The sequence below is a fragment of the Pseudomonas sp. genome, from assembly GCF_049301935.1.
Taxonomy (GTDB): Bacteria; Pseudomonadota; Gammaproteobacteria; order Pseudomonadales; family Pseudomonadaceae; genus Aquipseudomonas.
Map to the genome: position 1 here is coordinate 1 of NZ_JBAQLP010000087.1, position 5,929 is coordinate 5,929.

The window sequence follows — 5,929 nt, forward strand, 5'->3', positions numbered from 1 at the left end:
AGCAAGCCTCGCTGCTGGCCAAGTCGCTCAAATTGCGCCTGGAAGGCAAACCGCTGCCGGTGTTCCGCTATCAGGACTACGGCTCGCTGATTTCGCTGTCGCGTTTTTCCGCTGTGGGTAACTTGATGGGCAACCTCACGGGCAGCGTGATGCTGGAGGGCTGGTTGGCGCGGATGTTTTACGTGTCGCTGTACCGCATGCACCAGGTCGCCCTGTACGGCATGACCCGCACCCTGCTAATGATGCTGGGCGATCGCATCGGCCGCAGCACCGAACCACGCCTGAAACTGCACTGACCCCCGCGCGGGCAAGGCCACTCCTTGCCCGCCGGCAGTACATAAAGAAGGTATTCACGCTGGCGTTAAATCGCAGACAATAAAAAACCCGCACTAGGCGGGTTTTTTACTTTCAAGCGTGCTTGAAATGGTGGGTCGTGTGGGATTCGAACCTACGACCAATTGGTTAAAAGCCAACTGCTCTACCAACTGAGCTAACGACCCAAAAATGGTCGGGGTAGGGGGATTCGAACTCCCGACATCCTGCTCCCAAAGCAGGCGCGCTACCGGACTGCGCTATACCCCGATGAAAGATTGGCTCCGCGACCAGGACTCGAACCTGGGACCCAATGATTAACAGTCATTTGCTCTACCGACTGAGCTATCGCGGAACTACTTGCTTCCTTTCTCAGAAACCGGAGCCGGTTGTTAAATCGTTTCCCGTATCTGAGGCGCGCCATTTTACGGTTTCGCGCTCACCTGTCAACCCCTTAAATTGCTTTTAGTACAATGATTTGCAGCTGCGTGAGCGGCTGCTATATCTTGCCTATGCCTGTATTCATTGCAGGATGCATCAGCCGTAAGGCTCCAGCCAGGAAAGTCCATGAGTAATCAGGGCATACCGCCAAAATCCAACAGCTCAGTGCACACCCTTGCCAGCCGGGGCATTCAACCGCGCTTCGGTGAGCTGGTGCAAAGCTGTCGAAAACTGGTGATGAATCGTCTGGCCGATCACCTGACCGGGGTCTTTGCTCAGGTCGACGACAGCCTGTTTGAGTGCGCCGAAAAAGCCGAGAACAATCAGGTGCAAACCCTGTTCTTCGACAACATGCGGGAAGTTCGCAAACAGCGCCCCCAGATAGAACGCCGCTACCACCAGCAGATCGCGCAGAATTTCTCCGATTTCCTCGACGGCAAACTCAAGCCGCCGCCCAGCCCCAGCGAGCTGGATGCCGAGCACATGGCCCTGGTGCAGGACGAGGATTATGAAGAAAGCCTGCAAGTGATCAATATGGTCAGCCGGGTCAAGGCACGTTGCGCGCAGCCGCTGTTTGCCCTGGAGCAACGCCTGGCGCTGCTGAATAACGGCCAGAAGCTCGGTGAGGACACCAACCCCTTCGGCCCGCAGATGATTGCCCAGGCCTTCCGTGACGCCCTGACCCCCTGCCCGTTTCCGCTGCGGATAAAGCTCATCCTCTATACGCTGTTTGATACCCACGTCATGCAGGGCCTGGACAGCATCTATGCCGCACTGAATCAGCGCCTGATCGATGCTGGCGTGCTGCCTAACCTGAAGTACACCGCGCAGCGCAACAATCCAGCACCAGCACGCCCCAACACCACACCCGCCGCACCAGCCGAACAAGCGGCCGAGAACAGCACCAGCAGCGGCACTGCAGCCGTTACGCAGCCACAAGGACAACCCTCCAACACCAGCAGCACCGACCTCAGCGGCCCGCCGCCGAGCGACCCACTGGAACTGCTGGGCAGCCTGGCGACCTTGCTGGGCGAACACCGCCAGCGCGACATTGACGCCCCACTGCTTGGCGGCACTCGCAGCATTGCCAGCTTCACCCCGCGCAAGGCGACCAGCACCTACAGCGCCTCGGCCCTGCTGAATGCCCTCAACCGCATGCAGCAACAATCGGCCAACGAGCTGTCACAACGCCTCAGTCGCCCGCAGCAGGTGGAAGGCCTCAAGGCGGATCTACAACAACAGCTGGAAGCGCACAGCGAGCTGCCCGGCCAACAGAAAGTTTCTGATCAGGAAGCCGACGTGATCGACCTGGTCGGCATGCTCTTCGACTTTATCCTCGACGACAACAACCTGCCCGACAGCTGCAAGACCACCCTGTCTCACCTGCACACGCCCTACCTTAAAGTGGCGCTACAGGACAAAGCCCTGTTTACCCAGCACCACCACCCCGCCCGCCGCCTGCTCAATGCCATGGCCCAGGCCGGCGTGCTGTATGGCAGCGAAGGCAATGAACGCGGCCTGCTGGCCAAGATGCAATGGGTGGTCGAGCGGGTCATTCATGATTTCTTCGGCGACCTGCAACTGTTCGAGAACCTATTGGAGGAGTTCAACGAGTTCGTCGCCACCCTTAGGCACAAGGTCGAACTGCGCGAACGCCGTGCAGTGGAAGCCGCCAAAGGTCGTGAAAAACTGCTCGGCGCGCGCCAGCACGCAGTCAACGTAATCGCCAGCAGCCTGAACAATCGTCAGCCGCCGACCATCATCCGCAACTTCCTCGAACTGACCTGGGCCGACGTGTTGGTATTTGTGCTGCTGCGCAATGGCGATCAGAGCCCTGAATGGCAACGCGCCTGTGAAGCAGCCGAGCAACTGGCCTGGAGCGGCACCCTGCTTGACGACGCAGGCCGTGAACGCCTGCAGAAACTGCGCGTACCGTTGCTTGAAGACCTGCGCAAAGGGTTACTGCTGCTCGGCGGCTACCACGAGGACGGTATCCGCCGTCTGCTGCAGGACCTGGTGGCCTGCCAGCACGCCGTACAGGCCAAACAGCCGCAGGTGGCTGCCCAGCTTAAACCTAGCCTGCCAGAGAGCCCCTTGGGCGCCATGCTCGGTGAAGACGCGGCACTGCCCCTGACACCGAGTGGGTCGACGCTCTCGCCACGCGCCCAGGCGCTGGCCAAGGAACTGGGGCATATCGAGTTCGGCACCTGGTTCGAGTTCGTCAATGGCGAACAGGTGCGCACGCTCAAGCTGTCCTGGTTCAGCCCGACGACCCACAACTATATGTTCGTCGATCAGAGCGGCCAGCGCGTAGCCATCAAGCCGCTCACCCAACTGGCCAGCGAAATGGAACAAGGACTGGCGCGCCTCGTCCCGCCTGAACGAGGTGCACCGTTGGTAGACCGCGCCCTGACCGCTATTTACCGCGTACTCCAGCGTTTTACTGGGCGCACGGCCGAGCCCCAAGAATAAGGACCCCCTATGGATGACGAACGTCGCCTGCACAACCGGCATAACGCCGACGTGCAGCTGGAAGTCTTCGACTTGCACACTGGGCAACGCCTGGGCCGCGTGGTCGACCTGTCCGCCGATGGTTTTATGCTGTTCAGCGACACCCCATTGACCGCCGACGAGCTGGTGGAGTGCCGCCTGGTCAGCGAACAGGTGATTGAAGGCGTCTGCGAAATCACCCTGGGCGCTGACTGCCTGTGGAGCCGCCCTGGCGCGGACGGCCAACACTGCTGGGCCGGCTTTCATATCATTGACCTGGCCGAAGACCAAGCTGCTGCACTGGAAATCCTGCTCAAGCACCTGTAACCGCGCAATAAAAACACCCCGGTCAGCGCCAACTGAACCGGGGTGTTTTTATTGGCTATGTACCCATTATGTGTTGCAGGCCGATTTTGTAGGGTGGGTTAGCGGCGCAGGAGGGGTGCTTATGGGGGGCACCAGGCCATTCGAGCGCCGCGTAACCCACCATTGCGGTTTCCCGGTAGACCACCATGGCGGGTTACGGCGCGTTGAGAGTCGATGGTGTTTGCTTGCTCCCGGCTCGCGCCTAACCCACCCTACGTATTACCGCGCTTCACGCACTGTAAAACTGTTCGAGACGAGTCAACACATAACAGGTGCATAGCCTTTTTTATTGGCGTCCCAATTAAGTGTCGCCAACAATGCTGGAGGGTTCTGCGAAACCGTAGGAGCGGCCTTGGCCGCGATGCCTCTCTATTGCCTTAGATTCGCGGGCAAGCCCGCTCCTACAAGGGCCAAGCATGTCGGCAACAGCCAACCAAGACACAACTTTTACCTTGCGACCTTGATCTAGCCGACAGCACTTAGCCAAAGACGATGTCATCGCCCTCAACCCTGCCCGTCACGCTGCTACCGGGGGCGAACTTGCCGGCCAGTATCAGCTGCGCCAGGGGGTTCTCGATCCAGCGCTGTACCGCACGCTTGAGCGGGCGCGCACCGTAGACCGGGTCGTAACCGACGGCGATCAGCTTATCCAGAGCCTCGTCGGACAACTCCAGGCTCAACTCGCGCTCGGCCAGGCGCTGACGCAAACGGCCCAGCTGGATCTGCGCAATACCGGCAATCTGCTCGCGAGCCAGCGGCTCGAAGATCACCACCTCATCGATGCGGTTGATAAATTCCGGACGGAAGTGTGTACCGACCGCATCCATCACCGCCGCCCGCTGCGCCTCGCGATCACCCACCAGTTCCTGAATCTGCGTGGAACCTAGGTTGGAGGTCATCACGATTACGGTGTTTTTGAAGTCCACGGTACGCCCATGGCTGTCGGTCAGGCGGCCATCTTCGAGCACCTGCAACAGCACGTTGAATACATCCGGGTGGGCCTTCTCCACCTCATCCAGGAGGATCACCGAATAGGGTTTGCGGCGTACCGCCTCGGTCAAATAACCACCCTCCTCGTAGCCAACATAGCCGGGCGGTGCGCCGATCAGCCGCGCCACCGAGTGCTTCTCCATAAATTCGGACATATCGATGCGCACCAGCGCCTCTTCGGTATCGAAGAGGAACTCGGCCAGCGCCTTGCACAGCTCGGTCTTGCCGACCCCGGTTGGGCCGAGGAAGAGGAACGAGCCGCTCGGCCGATTTGGATCCGACAACCCAGCGCGGGAACGCCGCACCGCATTGGCCACCGCCACCACGGCTTCGTTCTGACCGATCACCCGCTGATGCAGCAGGCCTTCCATTTTCAGCAGTTTGTCGCGCTCGCCTTCGAGCATCTTGCTCACCGGAATACCGGTCCATTTCGACACCACCTCGGCAATCTCTTCCTCGGTGACCTTGCTACGCAGCAGCTGGTTCTCGCTCTTGCCGTGCTGATCGACCATCTGCAGGCTGCGCTCCAGGTCCGGAATAATCCCGTACTGCAACTCGGCCATGCGCTGCAGGTCGGACTTGCGCCGCGCCGCTTCCAGTTCCTGGCGGGCCTGTTCGATCTTCTGCTGAATCTGCGCCGAGCCTTGCACCTCGGCCTTTTCCGACTTCCAGATATCTTCCAGGTCGGCGTACTCGCGTTCGAGCCGGGCGATATCCTCGTTGAGCTTGGCCAGACGCTTGATCGCCGCCTCGTCGTCTTCTTTCTTCAGCGCCTGGGCCTCGACCTTGAGCTGGATCAGGCGGCGCTCCAGGCGATCGAGCACCTCCGGCTTGGAGTCGATTTCCATGCGGATACGGCTGGCCGCCTCGTCGATCAGGTCGATGGCCTTGTCCGGCAGCTGGCGGTCGGTGATATAGCGGTGCGACAGCTTGGCCGCGGCGATGATCGCACCGTCGGTGATGGCCACCTTGTGGTGCACCTCGTAGCGCTCCTTGAGGCCGCGGAGGATGGCGATGGTGTCTTCCTCGCTAGGCTCATCCACCAGCACTTTCTGGAAGCGCCGCTCCAATGCGGCATCTTTCTCGATGTACTGGCGGTATTCGTTGAGCGTGGTCGCGCCTACGCAATGCAGCTCACCGCGCGCCAGCGATGGTTTGAGCATATTGCCGGCATCCATCGAGCCTTCACCCTTGCCGGCGCCAACCATGGTGTGCAGCTCGTCGATAAACAGGATGATCCGCCCTTCCTGCTTGCTCAGCTCATTGAGCACCGCCTTCAGGCGCTCCTCGAACTCGCCGCGGAACTTGGCCCCGGCAATCAGCGCACCCA

General features: G+C 60.3%; 3 protein-coding genes, 3 tRNA genes and 1 pseudogene. 3 read left to right on the forward strand and 4 right to left on the reverse strand.

Annotation, left to right across the window (positions count from 1 at the left end; genetic code table 11):
- A pseudogene (locus WA145_RS12220) lies at positions 1–296 on the forward strand (FAD-dependent oxidoreductase); the annotation flags it as partial.
- A 128-nt stretch (positions 297–424) separates the two neighbouring features.
- Here the strand turns inward: WA145_RS12220 and WA145_RS12225 are convergent.
- The 3 genes from WA145_RS12225 to WA145_RS12235 all read right to left on the reverse strand — a co-directional run bounded on the left by WA145_RS12225 (position 425) and on the right by WA145_RS12235 (position 667).
- A tRNA-Lys gene (locus WA145_RS12225) sits at positions 425–500 on the reverse strand.
- 5 nt (positions 501–505) lie between these two features.
- Positions 506–582 (reverse strand) — tRNA-Pro (locus WA145_RS12230).
- Between the two features lie 9 nt (positions 583–591).
- Positions 592–667, reverse strand: a tRNA-Asn gene (locus WA145_RS12235).
- Between the two features lie 212 nt (positions 668–879).
- On the opposite strand from WA145_RS12235, the gene WA145_RS12240 reads away from it, so the two are divergent.
- Complete coding sequence (locus tag WA145_RS12240) at positions 880–3,225, forward strand: DUF1631 domain-containing protein (RefSeq protein ID WP_422581836.1); 2,346 nt, start codon at positions 880–882, stop codon at positions 3,223–3,225.
- Between the two features lie 9 nt (positions 3,226–3,234).
- Positions 3,235–3,570: a PilZ domain-containing protein gene (locus WA145_RS12245; RefSeq protein ID WP_339523056.1), complete on the forward strand. Its 336-nt coding sequence runs from the start codon at positions 3,235–3,237 to the stop codon at positions 3,568–3,570.
- Positions 3,571–4,088: 518 nt separating this feature from the next.
- Here the strand turns inward: WA145_RS12245 and WA145_RS12250 are convergent.
- A partial coding sequence (locus WA145_RS12250) for an AAA family ATPase (RefSeq protein WP_422581837.1) occupies positions 4,089–5,929 on the reverse strand: 1,841 nt, incomplete at its 5' end.